The sequence below is a fragment of the Pseudomonas sp. MF09156 genome (assembly GCF_059862305.1).
Genome location: NZ_JCBCUR010000004.1, coordinates 406,034 through 432,383 on the forward strand (window position 1 = coordinate 406,034; position 26,350 = coordinate 432,383).

General features: G+C 59.6%; 27 protein-coding genes. 16 read left to right on the forward strand and 11 right to left on the reverse strand.

The genetic code is table 11. The features are described from left to right. Nucleotides 1-270: 270 nt before the first annotated feature. A complete protein-coding gene (locus tag AC19YY_RS13295; RefSeq protein ID WP_346266482.1) occupies nt 271-483 on the forward strand; it encodes a hypothetical protein in 213 nt (70 codons plus the stop codon). A gap of 32 nt (nt 484-515) precedes the next feature. After that, complete coding sequence (locus AC19YY_RS13300; RefSeq protein ID WP_500604323.1) at nt 516-854, forward strand: DUF6388 family protein; 339 nt, start codon at nt 516-518, stop codon at nt 852-854. 37 nt (nt 855-891) lie between these two features. Here AC19YY_RS13300 and AC19YY_RS13305 read toward each other — a convergent pair whose 3' ends face one another. Both AC19YY_RS13305 and AC19YY_RS13310 read right to left on the reverse strand, forming a co-directional pair. Beyond that, complete coding sequence (locus tag AC19YY_RS13305) at nt 892-1,713, reverse strand: aldo/keto reductase (RefSeq protein WP_169953085.1); 822 nt, start codon at nt 1,711-1,713, stop codon at nt 892-894. Between the two features lie 57 nt (nt 1,714-1,770). Then, nucleotides 1,771-2,808, reverse strand: a complete 1,038-nt coding sequence (locus AC19YY_RS13310) for an AraC family transcriptional regulator (RefSeq protein ID WP_500604324.1) — start codon at nt 2,806-2,808, stop codon at nt 1,771-1,773. Nucleotides 2,809-3,025: 217 nt separating this feature from the next. Between AC19YY_RS13310 and AC19YY_RS13315 the strand changes: the two genes are divergently transcribed. After that, nucleotides 3,026-3,964, forward strand: coding sequence for a SphA family protein (locus tag AC19YY_RS13315; RefSeq protein ID WP_500604325.1), 939 nt, complete (start codon nt 3,026-3,028; stop codon nt 3,962-3,964). A gap of 56 nt (nt 3,965-4,020) precedes the next feature. Here AC19YY_RS13315 and AC19YY_RS13320 read toward each other — a convergent pair whose 3' ends face one another. The 5 genes from AC19YY_RS13320 to AC19YY_RS13340 all read right to left on the reverse strand — a co-directional run bounded on the left by AC19YY_RS13320 (nt 4,021) and on the right by AC19YY_RS13340 (nt 8,957). Next, the gene (locus AC19YY_RS13320; protein WP_170057425.1) at nt 4,021-5,232 is read right to left on the reverse strand and encodes a DSD1 family PLP-dependent enzyme; all 1,212 of its coding nucleotides are present in this window, start codon (nt 5,230-5,232) and stop codon (nt 4,021-4,023) included. A gap of 68 nt (nt 5,233-5,300) precedes the next feature. Then, the gene (locus AC19YY_RS13325; protein WP_500604373.1) at nt 5,301-6,629 is read right to left on the reverse strand and encodes a D-arabinono-1,4-lactone oxidase; all 1,329 of its coding nucleotides are present in this window, start codon (nt 6,627-6,629) and stop codon (nt 5,301-5,303) included. A 74-nt stretch (nt 6,630-6,703) separates the two neighbouring features. Further along, nucleotides 6,704-7,069, reverse strand: coding sequence for a c-type cytochrome (locus AC19YY_RS13330; RefSeq protein ID WP_169953079.1), 366 nt, complete (start codon nt 7,067-7,069; stop codon nt 6,704-6,706). 154 nt (nt 7,070-7,223) lie between these two features. Beyond that, on the reverse strand, nt 7,224-7,976 hold the full coding sequence (locus AC19YY_RS13335; RefSeq protein ID WP_500604326.1) for an outer membrane beta-barrel protein: 753 nt from the start codon (nt 7,974-7,976) through the stop codon (nt 7,224-7,226). A gap of 147 nt (nt 7,977-8,123) precedes the next feature. Next, nucleotides 8,124-8,957 (reverse strand): arylamine N-acetyltransferase family protein, encoded by an 834-nt coding sequence (locus tag AC19YY_RS13340; protein ID WP_170041258.1) that lies wholly within the window; start codon nt 8,955-8,957, stop codon nt 8,124-8,126. Nucleotides 8,958-9,117: 160 nt separating this feature from the next. Between AC19YY_RS13340 and AC19YY_RS13345 the strand changes: the two genes are divergently transcribed. After that, complete coding sequence (locus AC19YY_RS13345) at nt 9,118-9,360, forward strand: DUF6555 family protein (protein WP_169953073.1); 243 nt, start codon at nt 9,118-9,120, stop codon at nt 9,358-9,360. A 74-nt stretch (nt 9,361-9,434) separates the two neighbouring features. Here the strand turns inward: AC19YY_RS13345 and AC19YY_RS13350 are convergent, their stop codons facing one another. After that, nucleotides 9,435-9,641, reverse strand: a complete 207-nt coding sequence (locus AC19YY_RS13350; RefSeq protein WP_346266872.1) for a DUF6021 family protein — start codon at nt 9,639-9,641, stop codon at nt 9,435-9,437. 150 nt (nt 9,642-9,791) lie between these two features. Here AC19YY_RS13350 and AC19YY_RS13355 point away from each other — a divergent pair, with 150 nt between their 5' ends. After that, a complete protein-coding gene (locus AC19YY_RS13355) occupies nt 9,792-10,313 on the forward strand; it encodes a DUF3087 family protein (RefSeq protein ID WP_170041256.1) in 522 nt (173 codons plus the stop codon). Nucleotides 10,314-10,341: 28 nt separating this feature from the next. Here the strand turns inward: AC19YY_RS13355 and AC19YY_RS13360 are convergent, their stop codons facing one another. Beyond that, complete coding sequence (locus AC19YY_RS13360) at nt 10,342-11,205, reverse strand: Dyp-type peroxidase (RefSeq protein ID WP_500604327.1); 864 nt, start codon at nt 11,203-11,205, stop codon at nt 10,342-10,344. Nucleotides 11,206-11,345: 140 nt separating this feature from the next. Between AC19YY_RS13360 and AC19YY_RS13365 the strand changes: the two genes are divergently transcribed. Together AC19YY_RS13365 and AC19YY_RS13370 are read left to right on the forward strand one after the other, a co-directional pair. Next, a complete protein-coding gene (locus AC19YY_RS13365) occupies nt 11,346-12,971 on the forward strand; it encodes an NADP-dependent glyceraldehyde-3-phosphate dehydrogenase (RefSeq protein ID WP_500604328.1) in 1,626 nt (541 codons plus the stop codon). Nucleotides 12,972-13,110: 139 nt separating this feature from the next. Beyond that, nucleotides 13,111-14,175, forward strand: coding sequence for an FUSC family protein (locus tag AC19YY_RS13370; RefSeq protein WP_492633346.1), 1,065 nt, complete (start codon nt 13,111-13,113; stop codon nt 14,173-14,175). A 142-nt stretch (nt 14,176-14,317) separates the two neighbouring features. Here the strand turns inward: AC19YY_RS13370 and AC19YY_RS13375 are convergent, their stop codons facing one another. Further along, nucleotides 14,318-15,073 carry a TetR/AcrR family transcriptional regulator gene (locus AC19YY_RS13375; RefSeq protein WP_057445041.1) on the reverse strand — a complete coding sequence of 252 codons (756 nt, stop codon included), beginning with the start codon at nt 15,071-15,073 and terminating at the stop codon, nt 14,318-14,320. 354 nt (nt 15,074-15,427) lie between these two features. Here AC19YY_RS13375 and AC19YY_RS13380 point away from each other — a divergent pair, with 354 nt between their 5' ends. From AC19YY_RS13380 to AC19YY_RS13420, 9 genes are all read left to right on the forward strand, one after another. Continuing rightward, nucleotides 15,428-16,135, forward strand: a complete 708-nt coding sequence (locus tag AC19YY_RS13380; RefSeq protein WP_500604329.1) for an ABC transporter ATP-binding protein — start codon at nt 15,428-15,430, stop codon at nt 16,133-16,135. Continuing rightward, nucleotides 16,132-17,331 carry an ABC transporter permease gene (locus AC19YY_RS13385; RefSeq protein ID WP_432755763.1) on the forward strand — a complete coding sequence of 400 codons (1,200 nt, stop codon included), beginning with the start codon at nt 16,132-16,134 and terminating at the stop codon, nt 17,329-17,331. The genes AC19YY_RS13380 and AC19YY_RS13385 overlap by 4 nt, the downstream gene beginning before the upstream one ends. Then, the gene (locus tag AC19YY_RS13390; protein WP_169953059.1) at nt 17,324-18,805 is read left to right on the forward strand and encodes a TolC family protein; all 1,482 of its coding nucleotides are present in this window, start codon (nt 17,324-17,326) and stop codon (nt 18,803-18,805) included. The genes AC19YY_RS13385 and AC19YY_RS13390 overlap by 8 nt, the downstream gene beginning before the upstream one ends. After that, nucleotides 18,795-20,054 carry an efflux RND transporter periplasmic adaptor subunit gene (locus tag AC19YY_RS13395; RefSeq protein ID WP_500604330.1) on the forward strand — a complete coding sequence of 420 codons (1,260 nt, stop codon included), beginning with the start codon at nt 18,795-18,797 and terminating at the stop codon, nt 20,052-20,054. The genes AC19YY_RS13390 and AC19YY_RS13395 overlap by 11 nt, the downstream gene beginning before the upstream one ends. Nucleotides 20,055-20,197: 143 nt before the next feature. Next, on the forward strand, nt 20,198-21,382 hold the full coding sequence (locus AC19YY_RS13400) for an aminotransferase class I/II-fold pyridoxal phosphate-dependent enzyme (RefSeq protein ID WP_500604331.1): 1,185 nt from the start codon (nt 20,198-20,200) through the stop codon (nt 21,380-21,382). Nucleotides 21,383-21,425: 43 nt separating this feature from the next. Further along, nucleotides 21,426-22,592: an MFS transporter gene (locus tag AC19YY_RS13405; protein ID WP_500604332.1), complete on the forward strand. Its 1,167-nt coding sequence runs from the start codon at nt 21,426-21,428 to the stop codon at nt 22,590-22,592. Nucleotide 22,593: 1 nt separating this feature from the next. Further along, nucleotides 22,594-23,457: an HpcH/HpaI aldolase/citrate lyase family protein gene (locus AC19YY_RS13410; RefSeq protein ID WP_500604333.1), complete on the forward strand. Its 864-nt coding sequence runs from the start codon at nt 22,594-22,596 to the stop codon at nt 23,455-23,457. Continuing rightward, nucleotides 23,454-23,990 (forward strand): MaoC family dehydratase, encoded by a 537-nt coding sequence (locus AC19YY_RS13415; protein ID WP_172311605.1) that lies wholly within the window; start codon nt 23,454-23,456, stop codon nt 23,988-23,990. The genes AC19YY_RS13410 and AC19YY_RS13415 overlap by 4 nt, the downstream gene beginning before the upstream one ends. Before the next feature lie 7 nt (nt 23,991-23,997). Further along, nucleotides 23,998-24,930: an ornithine cyclodeaminase family protein gene (locus AC19YY_RS13420; protein ID WP_500604334.1), complete on the forward strand. Its 933-nt coding sequence runs from the start codon at nt 23,998-24,000 to the stop codon at nt 24,928-24,930. Here AC19YY_RS13420 and AC19YY_RS13425 read toward each other — a convergent pair. Next, complete coding sequence (locus AC19YY_RS13425; protein WP_500604335.1) at nt 24,904-26,337, reverse strand: FAD/NAD(P)-binding protein; 1,434 nt, start codon at nt 26,335-26,337, stop codon at nt 24,904-24,906. The genes AC19YY_RS13420 and AC19YY_RS13425 overlap by 27 nt on opposite strands. Nucleotides 26,338-26,350 lie beyond the last annotated feature (13 nt).

Below are 26,350 nucleotides of genomic sequence, written 5' to 3' on the forward strand. Positions count from 1 at the left end.
GTGTAATTTCCTACGCTTTTTGAAACAATAGTGCGCTTACGGGCCTTGCGCCCACGCGTCTGGAGCAGGTTTTCGGAACCAACTGCAGCCCGCACAGGTCATCAGCTTCGTGGGTCTGTCGACCCCCAGGCCGGTATCGAACGACTCGAGCCACGGACCACTTTTACACCCAAGGGGTCGGTACGCCGACTGCCCCAGGGATCTCAGGGAGATGTATTGAACATGCAACGCAGGATTTCAAATCGCGCACGACCTCTGGTTTTCACTGTAGTGCTCTGGTTGTGTGGGGTCGCCGTACTGTTTTTGATCAAGGCCGCGGTCGAAGCCGTCGAAGGGCCTATCAGCAAAACCTGGGTCGACTTGACCCTGGTGCTCGCTGCGTACCTGTTTTTCTTTATGCTCGATCCGCTGCAACAGTGGACGGCCAATCGCCTGCGTAAACGCGCCCGCCGCAAGAGCCGCTACGAACAAGCCTCGTCCTGAGGTCGGGCAACCTGTACTGCTGGAGTAACCCCTTGTCTGAACCTGGCGAAAACCTTCGGCTTGCCCTGGATATTTTCCTGGAGCAGCGCCCCCAGCTGCGCGCCGAACTGGACACGCTGAACCCCTTGGCCGCCCAGGCCAAGCGCGAAACCATGGCCCAATACCGTGCCGAACGCCTGCACGAAGCCTTTGAGGCCGAGGCCGAGGCGCAGAACCTGTTCGCCTGGGAGCTGACGCTGCAGCTGATCAGCCAGTCGCCGCTGGAGTTCGAGACCAAGCGCCTGGAAGTGCATAAGGAAGTGGCCCAGATGGCAGGCCTGGAGTGGGCTGAGTACTGTCAGTTACATGGCCTGGCTGACCGTAGCGGGTAACCTTTGCGGGCAGCGAAGACGGCATCGCGTCGCGACATCACACCATTGCCAGCGGATGCTTGCGTATCGGCGCACCGAATACCCGGTCGATGGCGTCCAGGTCATGCTCGTCGAGCACCAGCCTGGCCGCCGCCGCGTTGAGGCGCACGTGCTCGGGGGTTACGGCCTTGGGGATGGCGATAACGCCGTCCTGGCGCAATACCCACGCCAGGGCAACCTGGGCCGGTGTCACCCCATGGCGACGGGCAATCTGCTTGAGGGTGGGGCTGGCCAGCAGCTGTCCACCCTGGGCGATTGGGCAGTACGCCATCAACGGCAGGTTGTGTTGTTGCCACCAGGGCAACAGGTCGAACTCGATGCCGCGTTGTTCGATGTTGTAGAGCACCTGATTGGTGGCGCAAGCAGGTGATGCCAACTCTTGAAGGTCCGAGACGTCGAAGTTGGACACACCCCAGCGCCCGATTTTGCCGGCGTCACGCAGCCGTTCAAAGGCTTCAACCGTTTCTGCAAGGGGGTATTGCCCGCGCCAGTGCAGGAGGTACAAGTCGATGTGGTCGGTACCCAGGCGCTTGAGGCTGGCTTCGCAGGCGCGGGGAATCCCGGCTTTGCTGGCGTTGTGGGGGTAGACCTTGCTGACCAGGAACACCTGCTCGCGGCGCCCCTGGATCGCCTGCCCGACCACTTCTTCAGCACCGCCCTCGCCGTACATCTCGGCGGTGTCGATCAGGGTCATGCCTTCGTCGATGCCCAGTTGCAGCGCAGCGACTTGTGCCGTTCGCTGTCCAGGGTCTTCACCCATACGCCAAGTGCCTTGGCCGATGACCGGAACCGGGGTACCCGCCAGATCGATGGTGCGCATGCCAACCTCCAGATAAGTGTGCGTTGCCCTAATGTGGCACTGAGCGGGCTGCGGGGTTCAATGCAAATCCGTGGACATGCCCCGAAACGCACTGGGGCTGAGCCCCGTCCAGCGCTTGAACGCCCGGCGAAAACTGCGTACGTCACTGTAGCCGACCTCTTGGGTAATACGCTCGATGGACAACCCGGGGTTGCCCAGCAGCCCCATGGTGCGGGAGCGACGTACCTGTTCGAGCAAGGCTTCGAACGTCAGCCCATGGTCGGTCAGGCGCCGGCGCAGGGTGCGCCCGCTCATGTTCAGGTCACGGGCAACTTTTTCTAGCTGGCTGCCCTGCAAGTCGCGGGAAATGGCGCGTTCCACCGCCTGGATCAGGTCCATTTTGCGGTGCAGTTCGGCACTTTCCAGTTCCAGCAAGCCAAGGGCCTGACGCAATGCCAGGGCATGGTGGTTGGGCAACGGCACATCAAGCCACCGGGTCTCCAGGACCATGCGGTTATGCAGGCAGCCAAAGCGCACATCGTCACCGAACAAACGCTGGTACTCGCCGGCATACACCGGCGGCGCATGCATGAATTCCATGCGCAATGGCTTGAACTCGCTGCCCACCAGGGTGCGACCGTAGATCATGAGGCTGGCGAAGAACTCCTCGGCGGCAAACACCTGGACCTCGGCATAAGGCAACAGGCATTCGACATCCACCATGACCTCCTGCGTGCCTTCATGGGTGCGTGAGGTGGCGATACCGCCGGAGGTGTGCTGGTGGCGCTCGCCCACGGCAAAGGCATCGCGCAAGGTCTTGCACAACGAGATGACATGCCCCAGCAGGCCCAGGGTGCCCAGCACGTTCTGATTGCCGACACACAGGCCCAGGCCCTGCCCGGGCAGGATCTTGAGGGCACGCTGGATCATCGCCACCGCCTGGCGATAGGAAATGCGTAGCGCCGGGTCTTCCAGGTCGGCCAGGGTAAACCCCAGGCCACGGCACAGATGCTCGGCATTGGCGCCCTTCTGCGCCACGACCTGCCCCAGGGTCTGCAGGAGAAAAGGCGACACCAGCGCCAATTCGTAGTGTGGATCAACGGTTTTGCTGTGCATGGATCTGCGATTCCCGACTCTATGCCCGGTTATTGTTTTAGAAACATCCTGACAATCATAGGTGCTTGCAAGGCTCGCCGCACTCTGAATGAACGGTGTCCGGCAAAGCCCCCTTATGTGGCCGCCAATACCCTGCCCACTGGGACGCCAAGGGCTTATTTGTATGGGCTAGGCCCCGGTGAGGGCCGACCTTCCAACAATAATAATGAGCCCAGCCATGAACCCAACCCGCGCGCTTGCCCCCCTGCCCCTTGCCCTGGCCCTTATCAGCCTGCCGACCCTGGCCACGGAGGGCGGCGTGGACAATATCGGTCCCGGTACCGATGGCTTTTACATCCTGCCCCTGGATGTCGATCACCTGCCGGACCACATGTTCGCCTTCAACCTTTACTACAACCACTATGAAGCGACGAAACTGGACATCAGCTCCCTGGGGGGCAAAGTAGCGCAGGTAAAGATCCGCTCGGACGCGATCATCCCGCGCCTGGACTACCTGAGCCCGCTGCGGGTGTTTGGCGGGCGGCTGGGCGGCTACATTGCCCAGCCATACCTCAAGCAACAAGTGGCGCTGTTCGGCATGTCGGACCAACGCGAAAGCATGGGCGACACCACCATCGCGCCGATCATCCTGTGGGACCTGGGCAAAAACCTGACCCTGGGCACCGCCGTGGAAATCACTGTGCCTACCGGTGAATACGATGCCTCGCGCCTGGCCAACACCAGCAACAACTTCTACACCTACAAGCCGCTGGTGTCGGTGACATGGCTACCCAACGAGCGCACTGAACTGTCGATCAAGACCACCTACAGCTTCAACCAGGAAAACCACGACACCGACTACCGCTCCGGGCAGATTTTCCACTTCGACTACTCGGCCAGCTACAAAGTGAGCGACAACGTCAGCCTGGGCATCAATGGCTACTATCTCAAGCAGACGACTGACGATAAGCAGTACGGGCGCACTGTCACCACTATCTACGGCGAAGACGTCGACGATGGGGTGCGGGGCCAGGTGTTTGCGGTGGGGCCGGCGGTGTACTTCACCTTTCTCAAGTACGCCAGTGGGGAGATCCGCTGGGCCAAGGAATTTGATGTAGAGAACCGGCCGCAAGGCGACATGTTGTGGGCCAAGCTAACGATCCCGTTTGCGTTGTAGCCGCCCTGCAACAAGGCCTTTGCCACAGGCCGGTTCCTACACAGGCATGCGCAGTTTCAACCCGTGTAGACCGGCCAGCTGTCGACAATTTTGCCGCCGCGCACCGCCAGCAGATCGCCAAACTGCAACAGCACCGACTCAGTCTGAGTCGGGCGCAAGAACACCTGATCGTCGATGTTCAAGCCAACCCCCGGCGAACCATTGACCATCTCCTGATTGGAGCTGCGGCCATACAAGCCATTACTTTGCAGCCCCAGGGGCGACTCGAACTCAGCCATCCAGTTACCGCCATAGATAAAGAACGTCGCGCGCTGGTTGCGATCCCACCAAGACAGCAATCGGGACTTGTCATCCAGCGCCGGGATGTTGACCGCGCCGGTGCTTTTGAGCACCGGCGTGGCGATGTAGGCCGCCGGGACGTGCTCGCTGAGGGAGGGCAAATCATAATGCGTGGGTTTGAGCATGGCGGTGCCCACAGAGACTTCGCTGCTCAACTGCTCCTGCTCATGCATCCCATAGCTGGGGCTGCCAGCGGTATTGAGCGTCAGGCCATCACGCCACAACGCGGCAAACTGCTGGCGGGTAAAGTCGACAAAACCGTGGTAACGCTGCATGACCTTGTCGAACAACGCCTGGGGCGAGCCCAGGATGCCCGGCACGCCCATGCCGACAAACGGGTCATAGCCCATGAACCCTGCAAACTCCAGATGCTGGGGATGCGCACTGATCAGTCCGAGCATCTGCCCCAACACTGCGTTATCGCTGATACCGCCGCGATGCAGGCCCACATCCAGCTCGATATTGATCCGCAGCCGTGTGCCCAGGCCCTGGGCCAGCGCCAGGTATTGCTGCAGGCGCTGTGGCGTATCCAGCAGCCACTGCAATTGCCGGGCGGGGTCGAAAGGCCCCTGGTGCCCTTGATAAAACAGCTCGGCAGAACGCACCGGCAACGGCTTGCCCAGCAGGATATCGGCGTCGGGGAACACCTGGGCATCATGGTTCAGAAAGGGTTGGTGAAACGACATCAGGCGCTGTGTGCCGGCGCGCTGGGCAATGTAGGCCAACAGCCCCGGCGCAGGCAGGGATTTTTCCACCAGCCGCAGGTGCTTGCCGCCGCGCCGCACTGATTGCATCACGATGTCGATGTTGTGATCCAGACGATCCAGGTCAATCAGCAACACCGGACGCATCGGCCCATGGGCCTTGAGCTGGTGGTTCAACTGGCGAAAATACGCGCTGTACGGCGCGCCCCGATCAGCCGGACGCAGCAGCGCCGCGCCCGCCACCAGCAAGGCTCCGGCGCCGAGGGTGCCGGCCATGAAGTTTCTGCGGTTCATCAGGCAACTCCCAGGATGGATGACAGGTGCGCGTTGAGGAACTTGCCGCCGGGATCGAGGGCCTGGCGCACCCGCGCGAACTCATTCCAGCGCGGATACAGGCCCTGCAAGGTGCGGGCATTGAGGCTATGCAATTTGCCCCAGTGCGGCCGGCCGGCGTATTTCCAGAAGATCGGCTCGACCGCGGCAAAGAAGTTGTGATGGTCCATGGTGTAGTGCTGGTGCACCGAGATCGAACAACTGTCGCGGCCTTCAAACATGCTCAGGGGAATATCGTCGGCCTTGACGTAGCGGTACTCGATGGGAAACCAGGTACGCAGGTCCTTGTCGCGGATCAACTTGAGGATTTCCCGCAGGCAGGCCGGGCCATGTTCGGCGGGCACCGAATACTCCATCTCGTTGAAACGCACATTGCGCACGTTGGCGTAGACCTCGAACGATTCGGCCACCCGGTCCTGGAAGCTGGCGAAATAGCGCAGGCTGTTGAGCAGTGTGCGGCGGGTTGCGGGGAAGTCGCTGGCATATTTGTCGAGGTTTTCGATAATCGACACGAACTCATTGCCGCCCGCCTCTGCCGGGTCGATTGGCGGGGTCGGGGCTTCGCTGGTTTCGTTGAGGGCGATGGACAACGCGTAGTCGGAATGGGTCACCACCAGCATCTCCCAGTGCTGGTTCTCCCGGGTGTTGTTTGCCACGTCCTCCAACAGCTCCTCGGTGCGGGCGATCCATTGGCGCTCCCGCAGGCGGTAAGGCGTGCGGTTTTGCATGCGCACGCGGGTGGCCACGCCAAGCGCGCCCAGGGACACACGGGCGACGTTGAACACCTCGTGCTCACGCCCAGCGTCGCACTCCAGCACCTCGCCCTGGGCCGTCACCAGTTGCAGGCCGGTGACACCGGCAGAATACGAGGTAAAACCGACCCCGGTGCCATGGGTCGAGGTGGAAATGGCGCCGGCCAGGGTCTGGTAGTCGATATCTGCCATGTTCGGCAGCGCCTGGCCGACCGCCTTGAGCGCAGGCCCCATACGGGACATGGGCGTACCGGCGGCAAAGGTGGCTTGCAGGCTGCCGGGGTCGTGATCGAGCAAACCATTGAAAAAACTCAGCGACAGTAACGTGCCATCTGTCGGTACCAAGGCGCTGAATGAATGGCCCGAACCCACCGGGCGGACCTTGCCCGGGGCGTGGCGGATGACCAGCACCAACTCATCCAGGTCCTTGGGCGCCAGGCGCTCCAGGGGCAGGCAGGCTTGTGCACCCGACCAGTTGCGCCACGGGATCAAGCGCGGCGCCCGGGCCAACTGGGCCAGCGCCGGGTTGCTGCTGATTGCCAGGAACGCGCCGACTGCGGCCGAACGCTGCAACAGTTGCCTGCGTGAAAGCACCATCACCTACCCCATTATTATTGAATGTGAACACCGGCCATGAAGCTGATCAGCCCCAGGAACTGCTCCTCGGAACACTGCATGCACAGACCCATCGGCGGCATGCCGTGGTAGCCGTTGAGGGTATGGTCCAGCAGCGTGTCTGCGCCCTGGGCAACACGTGGGGCCCAGGCCTGGCTGTCGCCGGTCAGTGGCGCGCCGGATGCAGGGTTGGCGTGACAGAGTTTGCAACTGGTGTCGTAGAGCCGGGCCAGCGCCAGGTCGGTGGGCACGGCGTTGCTCGCCGTGGCGGGCGGGGGATGTTGCGGTTTGTCGTTACAGGCTGACAGCAGGCCCAGCAAGGCCAGCAGCAACCCCATGCGACGGGGGGTTGTAGACCACATAGCCACCCTCTCTTGTTGTGTGAACAGCAGGGTTCACACTAAGTCAGTGGCGGCGCGGTGTTGAGGGTATTGGGGGACACAAAGGGGGGCTTGGGCGGACAGGGTCGGGCGACCGGCGCTCCATCACAGACCGCCGGCGCCCGCGACAACTGGCTTAGAACGCCAGGCCGACCTTGAAGCCGTACTCATCGCGCTTGAGCTTGGTGTTATCGGCTACTTCGGAATCCTCATCGAGCTTGTACTCAGTGCGGGTGTAATACAGGCCTGCCATCACTGGCAGGTCGCCGTTCTGGTTCATCAGCAGGCTGACTTCGGCGTAGGGATTGGTGCGGTCCTTGAGGTCCACGGTGTCGCTGCCGATGCCGTCGACCTTGAGCTTGGCGCGGCCGTCGAGGGTGTGGCGCGCACCCAGTTCGACGCGCATGGTCATGCTGTCGAACTGATGGTTGTAACCCACCGCCGCCTTGGCAAACGGCGACTTGCTGGTGAGTTTCATGTCGTAGTCGCCAGAGTCCGGCTCATAACGGGTCCAGCTGTAGCCACCACCGACCAGCACATCGACGAAGTTGCGCGCATCCAGGGCGGCGCGCCAGCCCAGATCGAGATCGGCCTGGCCGTCCTTGAGCTTGTTGTCACTTTTCTTGCCGAACTTGGCGTCTACACCGGCCTGGTAGATGAAGCCGGATTCGGCAGTCAGCTTGTTGCCGAAGTTATAGAACAGCCCGGCTTGCGGCATATGGTCCTTTTCGCTTTCGCTACCGCCTTCGAGCTTGAAGTCGTTGTAGCTGCCCAGGATACCGAAGGTGGAAATCGGGTCGGTGGACGGTGCAGCAAAAACCACGGCCGGCGCGGCAACCAGGGCCAGGACCGAAGAATTCTTGAGGATTTTTCCGAATAGTCTGGACATCGTTTTACATCTCCTTTGAGGTGGGCAAATTATTCAGGAATCGGTTCGAACCCCCTGTTTTGCAAAAGGTTCGATTTAATTTGCCTTGGATTCGGAGGTAAAACGCTTCAGCGAAGGCTCTAGATCAAGCCTCTATACAAATCCGCATCAAGTCTGGGCCAATATTTGCGCCAGTCGCAGGCGTAGTTGCGGGTGTTCGGGTACGCGCAAACCAAACGCCTGCTGCAGCAGCGCCAACAGTTCGTCGACATCGCTGATCGTGCGTTTCTCGCTGTCGCGGCCCAGGTGATGAACCGCGTAGTTGCCATTGTTCAAGGTGCGGCGCAGCCCCGGTGCGATCAACGCCACTTTCAACTGCCTGCGAAATGGCGAGTCTGGGTGAGTGGAGACATACCAGTTGCCCACTTCATAGTCGTAGTGCGACTGCGACTGCAGGTCGAACACGTACAGCCCACGCCACTCCTCGCCTACCTGGGCCCACAGGGTGTAGCTGCCGGCATTCAAGGTCAGGCGATAGGGCTCATGGGCGGTGGCCTGTGGCGCCAGGTTGTCCAGTTGCAAGGGGCTGCTTGGCACCATGCCACCAAACCCGACATCGCTGATGTAGCGCACACCCTCAAGGGTCACCAGGCTCAGGCGATGGGTGCGCGCGGTATGCGCATCAGGCGGCCCGCCGATCACCACCCGACCGGTGATTCCTCGCGCCTCGAAGCCCAGCTCTTGCAACAAGGCCAGGAACATCTGGTTCAGTTCATAGCAATAGCCCCCCCGCCCGTCGAACAGGACTTTTTGCTCGATGCTGGCCAGGTCAAGGGGCACCGGCAGGTGTGACAGGACCGAGAGGTTCTCGAAGGCGAAGGTACTGATATGGCGCAATTGCAACTGCGCCAGAGTCGCCAATGTGGGCGCGGGCGGGGTGTCATACCCCAGGCGTTGCAGGTACAGGCGGCTGTGGGTCAGGCTCGGTGAATCCTGGGACATGGCGCGATCCTTGGGCGCGGGGCGAAGGTTCCACTAATACCCGTAACCGTTGCCGCTGCCAATACTGATCTGTGGCAATGGGTCGTAGGGATGTGGCACAAACTTTCTGAACCTTTCTGAACCTAATTGCATCAACTCCATATCAAAACAGGGAGGCAATATGGGCACGGCAACGATCTACACCATCCACTACAGGCTGCACGGCGAACCCAAGTCCTTTGTGGTGCGGGCGGAGGTGATGAACAACGCCGAGGCATGGCATTGGGCCAGCTGTGATGCGGGAGTGGCCCATGTCGGGCGTATTGGCCGTCCTGGCCATGAGCGCACCAAGAAGACTACCCGGCCATGGGCGGAGAAATACGGCATCACCGAGGTTACCTGGCTCGCGCCCAAGCATTTGTAGGGGATGGTTTGTCGGCGATGGGCAATAGCCAAAGGGCCTCATCGCCGACAAGCCGGCGCCTACAGTTGTGGGGGCTATTTGGGTTTCAGGTTGCCCAGGGGGTCATAGGCCGGCTGCTTGCCGGCTTTGTGCTGCTTGTCCAGCGGGGCAATGGCCGGGCCGACGGGGTCAACCTGCGGGTCGGCCACGTCCGGGGAGTCTGGATCAAAACCCAGATCGTGCTGGTCACTGGCGTGTTCCGAGGAATGCGGGCCAGCGGGCTTTTTCGATTGTTCAGTCACAGCCATCTCCTTCGCTTTGCTCACGATGCACACATTTCTTAGAGAAAACCCCGACCGCCATCGTTCAACTTTCTCACGCCCGCCAACAAACCGTGAGAAGATGCCGCGCCGCGCAATACCCCTACTTAGCTCATGGAGACTGCCCCCCGCATGTTTGAGATCAAACCTGTCGATCCGCAAACCTATCGCCAGCAGACCCGCCGCAGCACGTTGATCGTCGCGGTGATCTTCATCGCCCTGGCCATGCTGTTGTCGAGCCTGGCGGTGATGTTGTTTGGCGAGCCTGGCGGCGACAACTTTCGCTTCAATGTCGGCGGTGTGGTGGCGGGTGTGGTGCTGACCATCGCCCTGGTACGTGGCCCGCTCTGGTCACAGGCTTGGCTCGCGCCGGCGATCTATGGCTGGCAGCTCAAGCGCAGCCTGATGCGGGTGACCAATGTGATGCACAAGGTGACCGAGCGGGTACAGGCCAACGATCCGACGGCCATGAAGCTGCTGCGGTTCTATCACCTGGGGCTGACGCAGATGCACGAGCTGGATGCCAATACCAGCGCCCAGGCACAACTGGTCGCCGAGGTCGAGAAACATAAGGCGCAGATGAAGGCGCTGGGGATCAAGGCCGAGCAAACACGCCTGGATCCAGCGTGGTTGAAGGCCTTGAAAGACAACTGATCGCTAGCCGCTCTCGGCGGCAAGCGGGTCAGGCGCAGATCGCGCTAAGGTCCAGGTGCCCGTCCTTGAGTGGCGGGCACCAGTAGTAACCACCGGTCAACGGCGTGCTGATGCGGTACAGGCCGTCGACAATCCCGTCTTCCAGGCCGCTCATGCGGCGCAACTGGGCTTCAAAGGCATCGAAGGAATGGCCGAACGCGAGGAACATCAACCCCGCCTGGCCGTTTTCGGCCCAGGGCATGGAGCGGCGCACCACAAAGGCTTCGGGGGTGAAGCTCTCCTGGGCGGTGCGCTTGACGTGGGCCGACTCGGGGGCGTCGTCCAGCTCTTCGTTATCGCCATGGCGACGCCCGATGATGTGGTCACGCTCCTCGGCCGGTAAGGCGGCGAACCCGTCCAGGTCATGTTGCCACTGCTGGATCGCGGCAAAGCTGGCGCCGCTGCCGGCGACGGCGGCTTCGATTGCCGCGTCGTCGTGGGGGTTTTCGGTGCCGTCTTCGTAGTCGGTCAGGTCAAAACCGGTCTTGTAGCGGAAACCTTCAGTCATCTGCACCAGGCGAAACGCCGGCGCCAGGGCCTTTTCAAAGGCCCGGCTGCGCAACAGCAATTCACCACGGTCTTCACCATGCAGCCAGCACCACAGCGCCTGCTGGGTGGACGGGTTGTTGGCACCGGGCGCCGAAACGTGTGGGAAGCTGCGCAGCCCTTCGATGCGGGCGCCGAGTGCATTGACCAGCGGCTCACCCAACCCCACCACCACTGCCGAGTCGACCAACTGTACCAACGCGTCGAGCGCAGCCGGCACCGCGTCGATGGACTCGATGGCAAAAAACAGATGGCGTGCCTGCAACGGCACCGGTGCGGCAAGAATGCCCGGCTGGTACTGACTCATATGAACTCCTTCAAGAAAGCCGCGTAGTTTACCCGGCACAGCCCCACTGTGCGTAGGGAAATACGTGTAAGCCTTGCAACAGAGCCCTCGGATGGAGGAATCTCTGACTCAAGCTGTGCAACCACTCCAGGGGTAGCGACATGACCACCAATCACCTGCTTGCCAATCTGTTTCCCACCGCCAATGACATTCCCGAGCAATTTCGCCTCGCCGCCCCCATCGAACAGCGCGACTACCTGGTCGACGGCCAGTTGCGCATCTGGAACGGTCCCTTGGCCCAGGTGCGCAGCCCGGTCCAGTTGGCAGGCGCTGAAGGCGACACGCCAGTGATTATCGGCAGCACGCCCTTGCTGGACGCCGAAACCGCCCTGCTCGCCCTCGACGCAGCAGTGCGGGCCTATGATCGTGGCCAGGGTCAATGGCCTACGATGCGGGTGGTCGAGCGTATCCAGCATGTCGAGGCGTTTTTGCGGCGCATGCGCGAACAGCGCGATGCCGTGGTGAAACTGCTGATGTGGGAAATCGGCAAGAACCTCAAGGATTCGCAGAAAGAGTTCGACCGCACCTGTGACTACATCACCGACACCATCAACGCCCTCAAGGAGCTGGACCGCCGCTCCAGCCGCTTCGAGCTGGAACAGGACACCCTGGGGCAGATCCGCCGCGTGCCCATGGGCGTGGCGCTGTGCATGGGCCCTTACAACTACCCGCTCAATGAAACCTTCACCACGCTGATCCCGGCGCTGATCATGGGCAACACCGTGGTGTTCAAGCCGGCCAAGCTCGGCGTGCTGTTGATCCGCCCGTTACTGGAAGCGTTCCGCGACAGCTTCCCGGCCGGGGTCATCAATGTGATCTATGGCAGCGGGCGGGAAACCGTCAGTGCGCTGATGGCCAGCGGCAAGGTGGATATCTTTGCGTTTATCGGCACCAACAAGGCGGCCAGTGATTTGAAGAAGCTGCACCCGCGCCCCCATCGCCTGCGTGCAGCCCTGGGGTTGGATGCGAAAAACCCCGGCATCGTGCTGCCAGAGGTCGACCTGGATAACGCGGTCAACGAAGCGCTCACCGGTTCGCTGTCTTTCAACGGCCAGCGCTGCACCGCGTTGAAAATCCTGTTTGTGCATGAGTCAGTGGTCGAGCGCTTCATCGAGAAATTCAACCAGAAACTCGCCACCCTCAAGCCGGGCATGCCATGGGAGGACGGCGTCTCACTGACGCCGCTGCCGGAAGTGGGCAAGGTGGATTATCTCAACGGCCTGGTGGCCGATGCCGTGCAACACGGGGCCAGGGTGGTGAACGCCAACGGCGGTGCCAGCCGTGGCTCGTTCTTCTACCCGGCGGTGCTGTACCCGGTGAACCCGCAGATGCGCGTGTATCACGAGGAGCAGTTCGGCCCGGTGGTACCGATCGTGCCCTACCGCGATCTGGACACGGTGATCGACTACGTCCTGGAATCGGATTTCGGCCAACAGCTGAGTATCTTCGGCACCGACCCGGCACACGTCGGGCGCCTGGTGGACACCTTCGCCAACCAGGTGGGCCGGATCAATATCAACGCCCAATGCCAGCGCGGCCCCGACACGTTCCCGTTCAATGGCCGCAAGAACTCGGCCGAGGGCACGCTGTCGGTGCATGACGCCCTGCGGGTGTTCTCGATTCGCACCCTGGTGGCAACCAAGTTCCAGGACAACAACAAAGCACTGATCAGCGATATCATTCGCGACCGGGCGTCGAGCTTCTTGACCACCGACTATATTTTCTAAACTGCTCCCATGTCGGAGCGGGCTTGCCCGCGATGCAGGCGCCTCGGTGTATCAGTTGCTCCGGGGTGATGCTATCGCAGGCAAGCCAGCTCCCACATTGGACCGCATAACATCTAAAGATGAGGCCTGCTTAAGCCCGATGAATCTGCCGCCCTTCGCCCGCCGCCTGTTGCGGCCCCTGCTCGACCCGTATCGCCGCTATCGCCATGCCAAACTGATCCACGCCGTACGGGTTTCCATCGGCCTGCTTGCGACCATCCTGCTGACCACCGGTATCAACCTGCCCCATGGTGAATGGGCCTCGGTGACCATGCTGGTGGTGATTGGCGGCTTGCAGCACCACGGCAATATCGGCAAGAAAGCCGTGGAACGGGCCTACGGCACGCTGATCGGTGCCAGTGTGGGCCTGTTGCTGGTAGCGCAACAGGCGTACTTCGGCCAGCCATTGTTGACGTACCTGTTGATGTCGGTGGTGTGTGGCTTCTTTTCCTATCACGCCATCGGCAAGGGTGGGTACACCGCGTTGCTATCGGGGATCACGGTATTTATCGTCGCCGGCCACGGGGATAACCCGCTGTCAGATGGCCTGTGGCGTACGGTCGACATTTTGATCGGCATTGCCCTGGCCCTGGCGTTTTCCTTCGCCCTGCCGCTGTATGCGGTGTATTCCTGGCGCTACAACCTGGCCAGCGCCCTGCGCGATTGCGCCGCGATCTACAGCCGGATCATCAGTGGCCAATCGGTTACCGATGATGAGCATCTCAAGCTGCTCAATCGTTTGAATGCGGCAATGTTGCAACTGCGTTCGCTGATGCCCTCGGTGTCCAAGGAGGTGCGGATTTCCATGACCGAGCTGGATGCGATCCAACGCCACCTGCGGATGTGCATCAGCACCCTGGAAATCCTTGGCAATACGCGCCCCGATCCACGGGATGAACAGGCGATGGCGCGCTTGCAGCTGGCACTCAAGGCCGAGCATCGGCAGATTCGCGTGCAGTTGATCGGGATGGCGCGGGCCCTGCAATCGGGAGCCACGCAACGCTTGGAACGAACCAGCCTTGCTGCGCCTGATCCTCAAGCCCCCCTGGAGGTTCCAGTGCACAGCGCGTTGGATGGCTATCGGCTATTGACCGCGCAACTGGCGGCAAATGTCGACGCGATGCACGCCCGGTTGGCGAAAAGCGCCAAGGCGTGGAAGATCTGAAAAAACGTTGTGAATTAATATTGGATCCACATTTTTTTCACGTTTTATTCACATCCGCAGACGTACTGTGAAGCCTCATCCGTTACAAACGTTGCATATCAAGCCCGCCGCCCCAGCGGGCTTTTTTTTGCGCGCCATTTGATCAGCGCGCGACTTTGCCCGTTGCCGGCAGCGCGGACTGGCCACGAATCGCCCGCTGGGTGTCAAGCACCCGCGCCAGCGCCGTTTCGGCTTCCGGGCTTTGCTGCGGTACACGAATGGCCGCCGAGACCAGCGTGATCAGCTTGGCCATCACCTCCGCATCCGTAGCCGGGCGCCCCAGGCTCATGGAGTTCATCAGCAGGCGCAGTTCGGTGCCGGCCATCACCCCGGAAATCGCCTTCAAGGCAAATTGCAGGCGCACCCCCAGCTCATTGCGCGGCAGGTCGGGCAGTGCCAGGGCGAAGGCTTCAAAGAAGCGCTGGAACACCGGCTGGTAGTGGACCTTGAGGTATTCCTGGATAAACGGCGACGTATCGCTATAGACCCGGCCAAGGAAGCGGATGAAAGAGCGCCCTTCGCCGCTGGCCGGATCACTGCGCTCCAGGCCCATGGCCGGGGCGAACAGCACGCCGAGCAAGGTATCGCAATCGAGCGGGCCGTCAGACTCTGCCTCGCAGCGGGCAAGCAATTCCAGGCGCTGCTCGTTGAGCGGCTCCAGGCGTTGCATGAGTAATGTTTTCATCAGGGAGTCCTTGTCCCCGAAATGATAATTTACAGCGGCGAGGTTGACCTGAGCCTTCTCAGTGATTTGCCGCAATAACACGGCGTCGTAGCCGTATTTGATGAAGAGAGCCTCTGTCGCATCCAGCAGTCGAGTCTTGGTTACATTTGGAGCGCTGAGTTTCTTCGCGACCATATAAGTTCCACGGGGGAAATATGTTTTAAAAAAAAATTTGATTTTTTATACCGGGGCGGGTGCTCGAAAGCAAGTAGTGACACTGCACCATACTATCCAAACGCACTGATGGTTACCCTCGCAACGGTTTGCCAAGGGTTGGCCCGGGCGTTTTCAAGCCACCGGTATCGGCTCTAGCAGCAGAAAAACCGCTCTATCTCTGTGGCTGGCGAAGCCGCTGGATCACGGTTACTATTCAAACAATATTTTTAAAACAAGAATAAAAACCAGCTGTTGGCAGCTGCCACGCAGGCCCTGAAGATGTTACAAAAATTTTCAGGAGCAGGTCGGATTGCCGCAGCGCAAGGCGTAGTCATGATGACAGATACCCCAACGCTCCCAGGCTTTATTTCCCTGCAAGGCATCGGTAAAAGCTATCAATTGGCCGGACAGCACCTGGCCATTCTCAATGATGTCAGCCTGTCCATCGCCCGTGGAGACAGCTGCGGCATCCTCGGCGCTTCGGGCTCCGGCAAAAGCACCCTGCTCAATATCCTCGGCCTGCTGGATCTGCCCGACTGCGGCGCCTATCGCTTCGCCGACCATGACATTTTCCACGCAACGCCAGATCAACTGGCCGCGATCCGCAACCAACAGATCGGTTTTGTGTTCCAGAGCTTCAACCTGCTGCCGCGCCTCAGCGCCCTGGACAACGTCGCCCTGCCCCTGGCCTATCGCGGCGTGTCGCGCCAGGAATCGGTGGCGCGGGCCCTGCATATGCTTGAGCAGGTAGGCCTGGCCGAACGGGCCCACCACCGCCCCGCCGACCTGTCCGGCGGCCAGCGCCAGCGGGTGGCCATTGCCCGGGCGCTGGTGGGCTCACCGGCGGTGATTCTGGCTGACGAACCCACCGGCAACCTCGACAGCCACACCGCCCAGGACATCATGGACCTGCTGCTGGCCCTGAACCGCGAGCAGGGTGTCACCTTGATCATCGTCACCCACGACGCGCATATCGCCGCACGCCTGAGGCGCCAGATCCTGGTGCGCAACGGCGTGGTCCATGAGGCTGAATGCGTATGAGCCTGCGGGTCGAACAGAGCCTGAGCCAGTTGTTGCATGAAGCATTTGTCAGCCTGCGAACCCTGGGCAAGCGCTCGATCCTGGCTTTGCTGGGGATCGTCATCGGCAGTTCATCGGTGGTCGCGCTGATCAATATCGGGCATAACGCCGCCGAAGATGCGGCGATGATTTTCAAGGACATGGGCACCGACACCCTGGTGGCGCAGTTCCCACCCAAGGGCAACAGCACCGCGCATATGCCCACCCGCCTCAATCTGCAAGCCGTACGCCAGGCGGTGCCGGGCATCGCCCACATCGGCGCGATTTCCTCGTTCAGCGGGCCGGTCGTCTTTCATGGCCGCACCACCAACGCCGGCTTGGTTGGTAGCACCCCAGGTCTCAAGGACGCCATGCGCCTGGTGCTGCGTGAAGGGCGCTTCCTGTCCGAATTCGACAGCGGCGAAACCTTCGCGGTGATCGGCGACCAGATCGCCCAGGCGTTAAGCGCGCCCGGTGACCCGTTGCGCCTGGGCGACCGGGTGCGGGTCAACGACTATCTGTTCCTCATCATCGGCATCCTGCAGAACCAGCCACGGTCGATGCTGATCCCGGTGCAAACCAACGAGTCACTGTTCATCCCTGCCCCAGGCATGCTGCGCATCTATTCCTCACCCCAGGTCGGCAGCGTGGTCCTGCGCGCTGCAGCCGGCCAGGACATGGAGCGCATCGCGGCAGGCGCCACCAAGGCCTTGGGCGCGCAACTCACGGAGCACACCGTCGAGATCCAGATCCCCCAGCAAATGATCGACGGCATGACCCGGCAAAGCCGCACATTCGCCTATCTGCTGCTGGCCTTGGGCGCCATCTCCCTGGTGGGCGGCGGGGTCGGCGTGATGAATGTGATGCTGATGAATGTCTCGGAACGCCGCCGGGAAATCGGCATCCGCATGGCCCTTGGCGCTCGCCAGCGCGACATCCGCAACCTGTTCCTGCTCGAAGCCGTCACCCTCACCGCCGTCGGCGCACTGTGTGGCGCGGTACTGGGCATGGGGGCAGCCTATCTATACGCCTGGCTGTCGGGCTGGCAGTTTTCCCTGGCCGTGTTGGCGCTGCCCCTGGGAGTGGGCAGTACGTTGCTGGTGGGGTTGTTTTTTGGGATCTACCCGGCCGTTTCGGCGTCACGCTTGCAGCCGGTGGAGGCCCTGCGCGATGAATAAGCCCTTGTTGTGGCTGATGGCCCTGCTGAGCCTGCCCTGCGTGGCCGCCGATATCGTGATCCGCCCTTCAGCGCCGACCACCACGCGCAGCGGCTATGAGCGCAGTGTCTCGCTCAATGCCCAGCTCACTACCCTGACCCTGGGCGACGCGGTGTACCTGGGCCTGCGCAACAACCCAGCGATTCGCAGCGCGTACCTGCAACGGGTGGCGCAGAAGTTCGACCTGCGGGTGGCCGAAGATGCCTTCAACCCCAAGCTGGTGCTCAACAGTACCTACCGCACCACCCAAGGCAGCGACGACCGCGCCCGCAATGCCAACCTGTCACCTACCACCAGCTTGCTCGGCGAGTACGGCACCCGCCTGAGCATGGGCTGGACCCAGCAACTGAACAACGCCAACCGCGCCGGGCGCTACCGCAGCGATGGCCTGGACCTGGCCATCATCCAGCCGCTGATGCGCGGCGCCGGCTGGGACGCCACCACCGCCCCGCTGCGCCTGTCACGCCTGTCCGAGCAGGCCAACCGCCTGAACCTCAAGGCCAACGTCGCACAGACCATCAGCCAGATCATCGCCACCTACCGCGACTTGCTGCGTGCCCAGGAGCAACTGAGCATCACCCAGGAAGCGCTCAAGCGCTCCAACACCCTGCTGGACGTAAACAAGGCACTGATCAATGCCGGGCGCATGGCCGAGTTCGAAATCGTGCAGACCGAGGCCGACATCGCCTCCCAGCAACTGGGGGTCGAGGAAGCCCAGAACCAGCTGGACATGAGCCGCCTGGCGTTACTGCGCCTGCTGGCCCTGGACCTGGCGACCCCGATCCGTGCCACCGAAGCCCTGGAAGCCACACGCATGGACATCGACAAGCGCGAGGCCTTCAACCTCGCGCAAAACCAGCAGCCCGAATATCTCCAGGCGTTGCTGGGCAGCCAACAGGCCGACCTCAACCTGGTACTGGCCAAGGATTCCGGGCGCTGGCAGGTCGACCTGGTGGGCGGCGCCAATCAGATCCGGGCCAACACGGACAACGACGCCGGCAGCACCAGCAACCGCCGCTGGGACAGTTACGCCGGGGTCCAGGTGCGCATCCCCATCGGCGATATCAGTACCCGCCAGGCCGAAGTCCGCGCACGGGTCGATGTGGAAAACCAGGCGATCCTGATCACCGACGCGCGCCAGGAACTGGAGCGCAGCGTCAATAACGTGGTACGCGACCTTGGCACCCGCTGGCGCCAGTATGAAATTGCCCAGCGGGCCGTGGACCTGTCCCGGCGCAAGATCGAGATCGAGCGCGACAAACTCGCCGCCGGGCGCTCCACCAACTTCCAGGTGCTGAGCTTCGAAGCGGACTTGCGCAACGCCGAGAACGCCCGTCTCAACGCCCTGATTGCTTACCTCAATGCGCAGACCCAGCTCGACCTGACGCTGGGCATGACCTTGGAAAGTTGGGAAATTGCCCTTAATGACTACTAGAAAAGCCCTGCTGGGCGCTGGACTGTTGATACTGCTGGGCGCGGGCGGATTCGTACTGCTGAGTCGCACAACGCCCGCCGCCAACCAGACCGCTACGGCCGAGCAATGGCAGGAGGTCAAGAGCGACGTCCTGGTGCATCAGATCGGCCTGGTCGGCAAGATCGAACCGGAAGCCACCGTCATCCTGACTGCGCCCTTTGACGGCAACGTGCAAGCCAACCTGGTGCAAGAGGGTCAACGGGTCGAAGCCGGCCAGGTCCTGTTGCGCATGGACCCGGCCACCCTGGAAGTACAACTGCGCGAAGCGCTCTCCGCGCAGCTCAAGGCCCGGCGTACCGTGCAGGAAATGCAGGACTGGGACAGCGGCCCCACCGTCAGCCGCGCCCGGCGCAGCCTGCGCACCTCGCAAATGAGTGCCGACAACACCCAGCGCAAACTGGTTGAAAGCGACAGCCTGTTCAAGCGCGGCATCATCCCGCGCAACGAACTGGACGACCTCAAGCAACAGGCCCAACAGCAACAGTTGGATCTGATCGCCGCGCGCAGTGAACTGCAAACGGCCCTCGAACAGGGCAAGGGCGAGTACCGCCAGATTGCGGATATGGAGCTGACCAATGCCACGGTCAAGTACGAAGCCCTGCGCAAACTGCTCGACGGCCAGGAGCTCAAGGCGCCGTTTTCCGGGATCGTCGTGCCCCCACCGGGCAGCTCCACCCCCCAAGGCGGCGCCAGCAACAACGCGCCGGTACAGGCGGGGAGCAAGGTGAGCCAGGGCCAGGTGCTGTTCGGGTTGGCCAATATCGAACGCCTGAAAATCGTTGCCAAAGTCTCGGAACTGGATATCAACCAGCTGCATCAGGGCCAGCCGGTGGAAGTCATGGGCGACGGGTTTGATGGCGAGCGCCTGAGCGGCTCAGTCAGCGTGGTCAGCGGCCTGGCGATCGCCAATGACAGCCAGGGCAGCGCGCAATTCCCGGTGACCTTGTCCATACCCAAACTGACCGAGAAACAGCTGCAAAGGGTCCGCCTGGGCATGAGCGCACGCCTGACCATCGTGACCTACAACAATGCCCAGGCGATCATCGTGCCGGCCCAGGCGATCAGCCAGGGGGACGACGGACTTTCGGTGCAATATCGGGCTGCCATGAACCAACCGGTAGAGCGGGTGAAAATCACCACGGGACAATCGACAGCCCAAGGGGTGGAAGTGTTCGGGCTCAAGCCTGGGTTTATCAAAACGGGCTTGTGAAGCCATGTGCACGGTGCCGGAAAAACATTTGAGGAATTTGCCTACGCAAATACAGGAAAACTACCACGTCATAACATATTGTAAAAAAATACTCCTTAGAAAAGTATGGTCATCCGTTTTGCCTTGGGCGACAGGTGCGCAATATGAATCGTTATTCAAACATCAAAAAAATGCTGGCCGGCGGTGATTTATTTTGGAGTCGAACACAAGAAGCCCGAATGAGCGCAATTGTCGCCGATAACCTCAGTGACGGTTTCATGCAAGTCGATGACCACAAATTCATAAACATGTGCTCTTACTCCTACCTTGGCCTGGACTCCAATATCGAAATCTTGAAGGGCGCAATAGCTGCATTAGACTCGTCGCAAACCTTAAACTCCTCCACTTCCCGCGTTCGAATTTGTTTACCTCTATTGGAAGAGGCAGAACTTGCACTGTCAGATCTGTTCTGCGTCGAGGTGCTGACTACGGTTTCATGCGCTTCAGCCGCCGCAGCAATGCTTCCTTTACTTGCTGCAGGTGTATTTACACAAAATATCCCGCCGCTAATGGTCTTTGACCAATCCGCACACTTCTGCTTGAGCTTGATGAAAGCCGTTTGTGCAGATGAATCCGAAGTCATGACAGCACCGCACAATGACTTGAACTTCCTGGAAGACTGCTGCAAGCAAAAGCAACGGGTTGCTTACATCGCGGATGGCGTCTATAGCACGGGAGGATGCGCCAATATATCGGAACTAATGACCCTGCAAGACAAGTACGGCTTATTTGTTCTGTATGACGAAGCTCATGGCCTGTCGGCACAGGGCGTAAATGGCTGCGGATTAGTTCTCAATACAATGGGCGCACTCAACAGCAATACCATGATAATTGCATCATTGAACAAGGGCTTTGGTGCATCTGGCGGGGCGATCTTCTTTGATGCGTCGATTAGCAAATCAGCCTTATTGCGATTTGGCGGCCCTCTCTCTTGGTCCCAACGAATCAACACAGCTGGCTTGGGTGCAATCATCGCGTCCGCAAAAATACATAAATCCACAGAACTGCAACGCCTGCAAAACAAATTGACGACCAATATCCAACTGTTCGACACCCACATCAAGACCACCTTGGCAGGAGATGGATTACCTATCAGGTTGATTCCCATGAGTGATGAGCAACATGCAATCACCACTGCGACAAAACTCATGAAGCTTGGGTTTTATACCTCACCGTTATTTTACCCTGTCGTTCCCAGATCAACTCCAGGCCTGCGCGTCATGCTCAGGGCAAACCTGGCCCCAGACGACTTAAAACAGTTTTGCACAGCGGTAAACTCAATGCTGTAGATGCAACCCCGTACCTTAGGACGTCGTAATAAAGGGAATTTACATGTCATCATCCACCCAGCGGGTACTCCTTCTCGCATGTTGCACGACCATAATCGCCCAGCTTGGTGTAACACTGTATATACCTGCAACAACCCAACTCGCCCCGCAACTAAATATAGAAGAAGCAAAGGGTTATAAAATCCTACTATTTTATTTGGGTGGCGCTGTACTACCGATAGCTTTTATGTCACGCCTCATTAGCAGTTTCGGGCGCTACACTGCAGTTCTCGTTTGCTGCGCAATCTTACTCATAGGTAGCGCACTATCTTTATTCAGTTTTGGCCCCGAGGCATTCTTTTTCTCCCGATTCACGCAAGGTTTAGGTGCTGGTGGAGGTGCTCTGATCGGCAGGGCACTGTTAACGGACATCTCATCAGGGGCGGCCCTTGCGAAAAACCTGTCTGTATTATCCTATTCATTTATTCTTGCACTTATCGGCGGGCAAGTAGTGGGCGGCTTTCTGGTGTCTAGCCTTAACTGGATTGCGCTGCCATGCCTAATGATCATCGCAGTGATACTTATCAGCGCACTAGCGCTTAACATACGCAGCCACCTTTACAAACTGGACACACTAGCAAAAGAATCCGCATTAACGCCGAAATACTATGCCATTGCAACCCAGCCCAGCTTCTATCTACCTGTCATTTTAGGAGGCTGCGGCTATGGGATTTTTATTGTCTATCAAGGTATCGGAGCGTACGTATTTCATTCCAACTTCCGCTGGAATAGCGCCGACTATGGCACCTTCGGCTTGTGGCTGGGGCTGGCTTATTACTTAGGTGCATTCACGGTAAGGCGAGCCTTGAGTGCTGTCAGTGTTTGCCAATTATCAATTTTTGGCGCCTGCCTATTAGTCGCCTCGAGCAGCGTGTTGTTTTTGGCCGCCTGGCAAAATATGTCAATCCACTTGGTTATTGGCGGCTACTTGGTTATTTGGTACGCCCAGGCGACGCTCTACCCATGTACAGCAGCCATGGCAGTAAACGGGTTACCCGGCGCCAATCCAATGATGCTATTTAGCTTCCTGCAACAATTGGTAGCATTAACATTTGGCGCTCTTGCGACTTTTTTTATCCCTTACGGTATTCAAACTGTGGCACTGCTCACGGCATGCCTCAGTGGACTTGGTGTAGTCACAGCACTTCTCATTCTGAAAAGAGAGGCTTGATATGGACACATTGACTAGAAGTTGGCTATGCATGCCCGCGAGCCAAAAGCATATAGAACGGAAAATCATTGAATCTAAAGCCGACATCGTATTGCTGGACTTGGAAGACTCAGTCCCCATGTGCAAAAAGCAATTTGCACGCGAGCAACTGCTGGCATTGGACCACTCTATCCGCAACCGACGCAATCTAGCGATAAGAGTTAACACACTCACCAAATCCGAAGGCATCAGAGACCTGGTTTTCTTGTTGGACCACAACATCACCCCCGAATATTTAATCATCCCCAAAGTAGAGTCAGCCGGCGAACTGAAAGTCCTTAATGAATTGACATGCGCTACTGGCCAACGAGTAAAAACCTTTGCAATCATCGAAACGTTAAAAGGATTGCGCTGCATCGACGCTATTATCAATGAAAGAACAAGCCTGCGCGGCTTGATTTTAGGTAGTGCTGACCTCTCATCAGAGATCAATTTCAAAATTGCAGAGCGCGCACTTACCCAAATCAAGTGCGATATAGCCATCGCCGCCCTCAGCATGGGGCTAATGGTCATTGACTCGCCCTGTTTCAAACTGAACAACGAAAAAGCGCTGAGAGCAGAAATCGAACTGGCCAAAGAATTTGGCTATTCGGGGAAAATTGCCATTCACCCAACTCAGGTAGAACTGATAAATAGATTATTTACCCCGACAGCAATCGAACTGAAAAAAGCACGAGCCATTATCAAATGCCTCGAAGCAGCCGAACCAACAACAGCAATATCCACCTTAGATGGGGAAATGCTCGGCCCCCCTTTCGAAATCATGGCCCGCAGGCTTTTGGCAATTAACGAATCGCTCTCAAGAACCAATAGGAAGCCAGCATGAACATCAATCAATCGCTCCCCGGCAGCAAGGCACTAAGTAAACTAACCAAAGTCGGTCCCGGACGCTATCGTGAGGATCATGGGCTTGGCTTCGAAGACTTTATCATTGGCGACATATTTGAACACCGGCCAGGCCGCACGGTGACAGAAGCGGATAACGTCTGGATGTCGTTAATCTGTATGAATAACCACCCCGCCCACATCAATGCAGAATATGCAAAGCACACCGAATTTGGACAAATACTGGTATCGAGCCTGGTGACCTTTTCAATTGTTGGCGGGATGAGCCTGGCGAGCACGAGCGCAAAAGCAATTGCCAATTTGGGCTGGGATAATGTCCGTCTGATAGCCCCGGTTTTTGTTGGCGATACCTTGTATGCAGAAAGCGAAGTCATCCACAAACGCCCCTCCGCCAGTCGCCCCGGGCAAGGCATAGTTACGGTCCGGACAAAAGGGCTCAAGGCCAACGGGCAAATATGTTTATCCTACGAGCGCAGCTTTCTGATTGCTCTCGACCAAGTACCCTTGGGGTGAGTGGCCTATGAAAATCCTCGATGAGTCTTTGATAAAAAACACCATCAGTATGGAAGAGGCGATTGACGTACTCCGTGAAAACTATCGGTCATACAGCAGTTCAAGCGACAACAACCCTGCGCGAACTATCGTGAGAGTCCAGGAAAAACATGCAACGTTTGGAGTAATGCCCTACTACTCTCACGCTCACAATCTATTTATGGTGAAGATTGTATCTCATCACTTGCTCAACAAAGCCTATGGACGACCATCTATAGGTGGAGTGATTGTTATACAAGATGGCGCTACAGGGCAGATAAAAGCCCAAATGGATGCAGCAGCCATAACCGCTCTACGCACCGGTGCCACTGCAGGATTGGCGACTGATTTGCTGGCAATGGCCCACTCCAAAAAAGTTGCCGTCATCGGCGCAGGTGCTCAGGCAATGGCGGTATTTGAGGCTGTGTTGAGCGTCAGAAAGGTAAAGCAGGTGGCCGTCTGCTCTACAAGCCAGACAAGTACAGAGCGTTTTATAGCTGACGCAAAAAACCGGTTCGTCCGTGAGATTGAATACATCAGCCACCATAGCGTGCGCCAGGCAGTCTCAGGCGCCGACATCATCTGCACGGCGACCACTTGCGCAGCCCCCTTGTTCTCTGCCTGCGACGTAGCAAAGGGCGCCCATATAAACGCGATAGGCAAGCACACACTGGTGTCGCGTGAGTTCCCGTTGGAGCTTCTGCACCGGGCGATCTTAATGGTGGAGGATCGAAAAGCCGCGATTGAAGAGGCTGGGGATTATCACCAAAACTCAATATCCATTGCTCAAATGCTGAACAGCCAGTATGCCGTTCACCAACGCGAGACCACGATTTTTTCTTCGGTCGGGACGGCTTTTCAGGACGCGTGCATCTGCATCGCAATCCTGAAGAAGCTAAAGGTGGTAAGCGGAGGCTCCTAAACGACATGCCAGTGCCTTGGCCTGGATTGCCACATCCGTCACCGCCGTGCTCTCCCACCACATCCCACGCAGCGGTGGGCCCATGGCGAAGAGTCGCTCACTGGCCACTCCCTGCGCGTCCAGCACCGCCCCCGAGGCATGCGCTGCAATCCCCAACGCCAATGGCCCGGGTTTGATCAAGCCGCGTGCCAGCAGTTGCCGGGGCAAAGGCCGGGCCACGCGGCGCCAGTCATATTCGATCCCGCTGGAGTTGATCAACGCCGCGCCACTGACGTGGGTGATGTGCTGTTCGCCCCGACGGCGCAGGCGCAGGGTCACCACGCCGTTTACTGTGGGCTCCAGGCCCAGGAACGACGCAGCGTGGATCCGCAGGCGCCCTTGCTCGTGCAACCGCGCCACTAACGCCGCACTCAGGGGTGGCGAGCGATGGTGATGGCTCTCCCACCAGGGTCGCACATGGCGCACGAACTGGCGTTTCTGGCGTTCGCTGGCCTGGCTCCACAAACGGCCGATATGGGCACGCACGGTATCCAGTGGCGCTTGCCAGTCGATACCCTGGGCCTGGGCGCTGTGGCATTGACGGCGCACTGCCCGCAGTAATTGCAGCGGGCTGCGCAGGCGGTGATCTTCAGCGAGAAAATCCGCCCAGGCCGGTGGTTGTCGGCGCACATGGGGCAACAGGCCATGGCGCGAAAAGATCTCGATCGGCCCGCGATGGCAGGCCTGCTCCAGGGACACCACGGCATCGACCATGGTCAGGCCGGAGCCGATGATCAGCACCGTCGACTGGGGGTCCAGTTGCGTCATCGCCTGCACATCCCACGGGTCAACCGCCGCCGCATTCAAGCCGCTGGATTGGGTTTGTGGCGTGCGCGCTGCGGGGAACATCCCCGTGGCCAGTACCGCCTGGGCGCCGCGCAATTGCTGGCCGTCATCCAGGGTCAGGCGCACACCCACCGGCTCGACCTGCACGTCGACGACCTCGGCGCGAACATGCTCCACCGTCGACGCCGACCCCGCCCGGGCCTGCGCCAGGCGCTGCTGCGCGTACAGGCCAAAAATCCCCCGGGGTGGGAACAGCTCGCTCACAGGCACATGTTGCTGGTCCGACTCTGGCCAGCCGCCGGCGGCGATGTACTCGGTCAACCACTGGGTCAAGTCATCGGCGTTGTCCGGGTCCACGCTCATGCGCGCCGCGTTGCCATTGAGGGTGTGTCCCAGCTCCACCGCGCTATAGGCTTCACCGCGCCCAAGCTCCGGGCGCGGCTCGATCACCAGAATCTGCCGGGTGCCAGGCAAACGCAGCAACTGCACGGCCAGCATCGTGCCGCTCAGCCCCCCACCGATGATCAGCACATCGGCGTTGCGGATGGCCTTTGTCGCCTGTCCGCGTTCGGTTTCACTCATGTAAATGCGCCCT

What these genes read in the sequence shown, in the direction of transcription:
- AC19YY_RS13385 (WP_432755763.1), top strand. Translation starts at nt 16,132, where the DNA reads ATGAGCCTGCGGGTCGAACAGAGCCTGAGCCAGTTGTTGCATGAAGCA.
- AC19YY_RS13415 (WP_172311605.1), top strand. Translation starts at nt 23,454, where the DNA reads ATGAACATCAATCAATCGCTCCCCGGCAGCAAGGCACTAAGTAAACTA.
- AC19YY_RS13410 (WP_500604333.1), top strand. Translation starts at nt 22,594, where the DNA reads ATGGACACATTGACTAGAAGTTGGCTATGCATGCCCGCGAGCCAAAAG.
- AC19YY_RS13305 (WP_169953085.1), bottom strand. Translation starts at nt 1,713, where the DNA reads ATGCGCACCATCGATCTGGCGGGTACCCCGGTTCCGGTCATCGGCCAA.
- AC19YY_RS13380 (WP_500604329.1), top strand. Translation starts at nt 15,428, where the DNA reads ATGATGACAGATACCCCAACGCTCCCAGGCTTTATTTCCCTGCAAGGC.
- AC19YY_RS13340 (WP_170041258.1), bottom strand. Translation starts at nt 8,957, where the DNA reads ATGTCCCAGGATTCACCGAGCCTGACCCACAGCCGCCTGTACCTGCAA.
- AC19YY_RS13360 (WP_500604327.1), bottom strand. Translation starts at nt 11,205, where the DNA reads ATGAGTCAGTACCAGCCGGGCATTCTTGCCGCACCGGTGCCGTTGCAG.
- AC19YY_RS13330 (WP_169953079.1), bottom strand. Translation starts at nt 7,069, where the DNA reads ATGTGGTCTACAACCCCCCGTCGCATGGGGTTGCTGCTGGCCTTGCTG.
- AC19YY_RS13310 (WP_500604324.1), bottom strand. Translation starts at nt 2,808, where the DNA reads ATGCACAGCAAAACCGTTGATCCACACTACGAATTGGCGCTGGTGTCG.
- AC19YY_RS13365 (WP_500604328.1), top strand. Translation starts at nt 11,346, where the DNA reads ATGACCACCAATCACCTGCTTGCCAATCTGTTTCCCACCGCCAATGAC.
- AC19YY_RS13390 (WP_169953059.1), top strand. Translation starts at nt 17,324, where the DNA reads ATGAATAAGCCCTTGTTGTGGCTGATGGCCCTGCTGAGCCTGCCCTGC.
- AC19YY_RS13375 (WP_057445041.1), bottom strand. Translation starts at nt 15,073, where the DNA reads ATGGTCGCGAAGAAACTCAGCGCTCCAAATGTAACCAAGACTCGACTG.
- AC19YY_RS13405 (WP_500604332.1), top strand. Translation starts at nt 21,426, where the DNA reads ATGTCATCATCCACCCAGCGGGTACTCCTTCTCGCATGTTGCACGACC.
- AC19YY_RS13370 (WP_492633346.1), top strand. Translation starts at nt 13,111, where the DNA reads ATGAATCTGCCGCCCTTCGCCCGCCGCCTGTTGCGGCCCCTGCTCGAC.
- AC19YY_RS13315 (WP_500604325.1), top strand. Translation starts at nt 3,026, where the DNA reads ATGAACCCAACCCGCGCGCTTGCCCCCCTGCCCCTTGCCCTGGCCCTT.
- AC19YY_RS13425 (WP_500604335.1), bottom strand. Translation starts at nt 26,337, where the DNA reads ATGAGTGAAACCGAACGCGGACAGGCGACAAAGGCCATCCGCAACGCC.
- AC19YY_RS13335 (WP_500604326.1), bottom strand. Translation starts at nt 7,976, where the DNA reads ATGTCCAGACTATTCGGAAAAATCCTCAAGAATTCTTCGGTCCTGGCC.
- AC19YY_RS13355 (WP_170041256.1), top strand. Translation starts at nt 9,792, where the DNA reads ATGTTTGAGATCAAACCTGTCGATCCGCAAACCTATCGCCAGCAGACC.
- AC19YY_RS13345 (WP_169953073.1), top strand. Translation starts at nt 9,118, where the DNA reads ATGGGCACGGCAACGATCTACACCATCCACTACAGGCTGCACGGCGAA.
- AC19YY_RS13395 (WP_500604330.1), top strand. Translation starts at nt 18,795, where the DNA reads ATGACTACTAGAAAAGCCCTGCTGGGCGCTGGACTGTTGATACTGCTG.
- AC19YY_RS13400 (WP_500604331.1), top strand. Translation starts at nt 20,198, where the DNA reads ATGAATCGTTATTCAAACATCAAAAAAATGCTGGCCGGCGGTGATTTA.
- AC19YY_RS13420 (WP_500604334.1), top strand. Translation starts at nt 23,998, where the DNA reads ATGAAAATCCTCGATGAGTCTTTGATAAAAAACACCATCAGTATGGAA.